The 4,177-nt window shown below is 35.9% G+C and carries 3 protein-coding genes; 2 read left to right on the top strand and 1 reads right to left on the bottom strand.

Going from position 1 to position 4,177, the window contains the following annotated elements; translation table 11 throughout:
• The coding region (locus ACJML3_RS04395) for a hypothetical protein (protein WP_406020944.1) at window positions 1–218 on the top strand (218 nt) is incomplete at its 5' end.
• A gap of 83 nt (window positions 219–301) precedes the next feature.
• Here the strand turns inward: ACJML3_RS04395 and ACJML3_RS04390 are convergent.
• On the bottom strand, window positions 302–2,362 hold the full coding sequence (locus tag ACJML3_RS04390; RefSeq protein WP_406020942.1) for a M3 family metallopeptidase: 2,061 nt from the start codon (window positions 2,360–2,362) through the stop codon (window positions 302–304).
• A gap of 220 nt (window positions 2,363–2,582) precedes the next feature.
• Between ACJML3_RS04390 and ACJML3_RS04385 the strand changes: the two genes are divergently transcribed.
• Window positions 2,583–4,177: M24 family metallopeptidase (locus ACJML3_RS04385; RefSeq protein WP_406020940.1), on the top strand; the 1,595-nt coding region annotated here is incomplete at its 3' end.

Raw genomic sequence — 4,177 nt, 5'->3', positions numbered from 1 at the left:
ACAAGGAATGTTTAATTCTTGATAGCGATAATGGAGAAATCATTGTAAACGGAAAAACCGAAAAGCGTCTTGCTGACACTATCAAAGTCAAGATTGCAGAAGTTAACCATGATACAAGATCAATTATTGGTGCATTAGCAGAGCCAATTGGCAATCTGCCACTTTTAAATCCAGAAGATGTTAAAAAGAAAGCACCTGCTTTTAACAAAAAGAGATAATCCATCTACACTGTTATAGTTGAAAAAAAACGGATGCCATTTTTTAATGCATCCGTTTTCTTTTCAATAAGTTAAAGTCTTATCTACTGTTCAATTCCAGACTGTTTTAACAGTGAATCAACACTAGGTTTTCTTCCAAGGAATTTCTCAATATTTACAAGTGGATCGTATGCGCCACCACAAGCTAATATCAGATCTTCAAAATCATTTGCTGTCTGCTTATCAAAGATACCATTCTTTTCAAATACTGAGAAAGCATCTGCAGCAAGTACTTCAGCCCACTTATAGCTATAGTAGCCTGCAGCATAACCACCTGAGAAGATATGGGTAAAGCAGTTAGGGAATCTTGAATTTTCATAATTAGGAACAACGCTAACTTCTTTTTTAACATCATCTAATATTTCAAAGATTCTTGCACCTTTAGATTTATCGTACTCATAATGAATTCTGAAATCGAACAGAGCAAACTCAATCTGACGAAGCATTGCCATTGCAGAATGATAATTCTTTGCCTTATTTAAGGCATCTAGTTTATCTTTTGGTAATGAAGACTTTGTCTTTTCGCTAAATGAAAGGAACTTCAATACCTCTTCTTGCCAAGCAAAATTCTCATTAAACTGAGATGGAAGTTCAACAGCATCCCAAGGTACACCATTGATACCAGATACTCCTGGAATATCAATTTTAGTTAACAGATGATTTAGAGCATGACCAAACTCATGGAATAAGGTTGTTACCTCATCATGAGTTAAATGAGTCTTTGAGTCACCTACAGGTCTTGTGAAATTACATACAAGATATGTTGCAGGTAGCTGTAAGAATCCGTCATCTCTGTATCGTCTAGTCTGACACTCATCCATCCATGCACCACCGCGTTTACCTGGTCTTGCATAGAGATCCATATATAAAGAGCCTATTCTTGAACCAAATTTATCTTCATAAACATCAAAGCATTTAACCTGATCGTTCCAGACATCAACACCTAAACGCTGTTTTAAGGTAATACCATATAATCTATGGGCAACTTCAAACAGGCCTTTTACTACAACATCTTCTGGAAAATACTCTCTTAAAGCTTCCTGATCTATTGAATATAGTTTTTTCTGTAGTTTTTCTGAGAAAAAAGCCATATCCCAAGGCTTTAGATCGTTTATGCCAAATTCTTTTGCAAATTCTCTTAACTTAGCAACTTCTTTTTCGCCCTGTTTCTTACTCTTTTTTGCAAGATCTTTTAAAAATGAAATAACAGTTTCTGGAGTGTCAGCCATTTTTCTTGCTAAAGAGTAATGAGCATATGACTTAAAGCCAAGTAAAGTTGCAAGCTGAGATCTTAAATCTAGGATCTCCTCCATGATGGCATTATTGTCAAACTCTCCTGCGTTCTCACCGATTTCTGAAGCTCTAGTTGAATATGCCTTATAGATCTTTTCTCTTAAATCTCGATTCTCACAGTAAGAAATAAATGGAAGATAAGAAGGCATTTCAAGAGTGAATACATAACCATCTAGCTTTCTGTGTTTAGCTTCCTCTTTTGCAAGATTTAAAGATGATTCTGGAAGACCTTTTACGTCATCTTCATTTGTAACGTGAAGGATGTAAGCATGGGTTGCATCAAGAACATTATTTGAGAATTTTGATTCAATCTCTGACAGTCTTGATACTATTTTCTTATATTTTTCCTGATCAGCTTCATCAAGCCCGATACCTGAGAGTTTAAAATCCTTGATTTCGTTTGTTATTGATTTTCTCTGAGGAATAGATAATCTTCCAAATGCATCTGATGCCTCAATCTTAAGCAGAGCCTCATACATAGGCTTATACTGACCAGCCCATGATGAATACTCAGATAAGAGTGGCAGACAAGCATCATGAGCTTCACGTAATTCTTTTGTATTGTTCACTGAATTTAGATGAGATACAACCGACCAAACCTTTCCAAGGCAGTCTGATGCCTCCTCAATAGGAGCCATAATGTTATCCCATGTTGGATCTTCACTATTCTTCTGACAAACATCTATTATTGTCTGCTTGCATTTTTTAATAACCTTTTCAAGTGCAGGTTTTACATGCTCTGGCTTTACTAAAGAAAAATCAGGTAAACCAGAGAATTTTAATAACGGATTATCTAATTCAATGTTATTCATATCTGTCCTTATTATTGATATTTTCTGTCATATCAGCATTTTGTTTATCTTTGTGCATTATAGCAACAAGATTTCAATCAACAATTAACAAATTTCAAAAAACTGTGTTTATTAACCGCTGAAAAAGAGGTTATTTTTTCTAAAAAAGCGATTTTTTGATACAACCGTGACCATGTGCTAAAATCTGAACTAAGAATTAAATGGAACAGAGCAAAAAAGAATGTCCGATCAGAATAAAAGTATTTATGAACAGCGAATTGCTGAAATAAAGCAGCTTTTAGAAAACTACGAGCTAGATGCTATTATCGTCAACCATGACGACGAATATCTATCTTATGAACTTAACGAAAGCCAGGAAAGAATAAAATATATTTCCGGATTTTCAGGCTCAGCAGGTTATGTGGTTATTACTGCTAATCCAAAAGAAGAATTAAACAGTTCTGGTATTGACGTAACATCTAGCAAGGATGCGCATAAATACCATGCCTCAAAAGGAAATGCTGTTTTCGTCGATGGCAGATATGTTGTTCAGGTTAAAGAACAAATAAGCTCTGAACTTTTTGATAACTACGACTTTTCCAAACTGTCTGTAGAAGATTACCTTTCTCATGTTTTGAACAAGAATGCCAAGATAGGCATTGATATGAACTGCATAAGCTATAAGGAATATCTGAAAATTAAAGATACTCTTGAAGCTAACAACATGGAGCTTGTTCAAACAAACGGAAATCTTGTTGATAAAATCTGGTTTGATAAACCAGAAGAAGTCATATCCCCAATTGAAATTTTCAATGACGAATATAATGGATGTCCAAGTCCTAAAAAACGTCAGGAAATTGCTCAATACCTTAGAGATCATGAATTAGATGCCACTGTAATTTGTGATCCTGAAAGTATATGCTGGCTACTCAATATCAGAGGAAACGACAGAAAATGTCTTCCTATAATCAACTGTAAGATGGTAGCCTACTCAAATGAAGCTCTAGAATGGTACATAAATCAGGCTCATTTTGTTGGTGATGATATCGAGGACATGCTACAAGAACATGTAGGACATGTAGATATTTTCCCTGAAGAAAGATTTGATGAAGTACTAGATCGTCTTTGTCAGTCAAGCTGCTCTGTTCTTGTTGATCCTGACTCAACAAATGCTCATACCATGATGCACCTTTATGAAGGTGGAGCTAAGGTTGTAGAAGATATCGGTGTATGTCTTTTACCTAAAGCAAAAAAGAATCACATCGAGATTGCAGGTGAATATAAGGCACATATAAAAGACGGTATTGCCATGTGCCGTTTCCTGTCTTGGCTTGATAATCTCACAAAGCTTGATATCCCCGTTGAAAATGATGAAGCCTTTACTAGAAGAGTTGAGGATACAACAGAGTTGGATCTTGCAAACAGAGCTTTGAGCTTCAGAAAAGTTGAAGAAGGCTTTATTGGATTATCATTTGATACAATCAGTGCTCTAGGCCCAAATGCGGCAATGTGCCACTATAACCATGAAAACGTAGCAGAGCCTCGTGCTCTTGGTCATGACAGCATTTATCTTATTGATTCTGGTGCACATTTTAATGAAGGTACTACAGATATAACAAGAACTATTCTTGTAAGTCCTCATATCAGTGATGAAATCAGAAAGATGTACACTACAGTGCTTAAGTCCCATATTGCTCTTGCAAGTCTGATTTTTCCAAGTGGAACATCAGGAATGCAGATTGATGCTATTGCAAGACGACCATTGTGGGATCTTGGTCTTGATTATGCACACGGCACAGGTCATGGTGTAGGTCATGTACTATCTGTTCATGAAGG

The sequence above is a fragment of the Succinivibrio sp. genome, assembly GCF_045124615.1.
Taxonomy (GTDB): Bacteria; Pseudomonadota; Gammaproteobacteria; order Enterobacterales; family Succinivibrionaceae; genus Succinivibrio; species Succinivibrio faecicola.
This window is presented reverse-complemented; position numbering and strand designations above follow the sequence as displayed.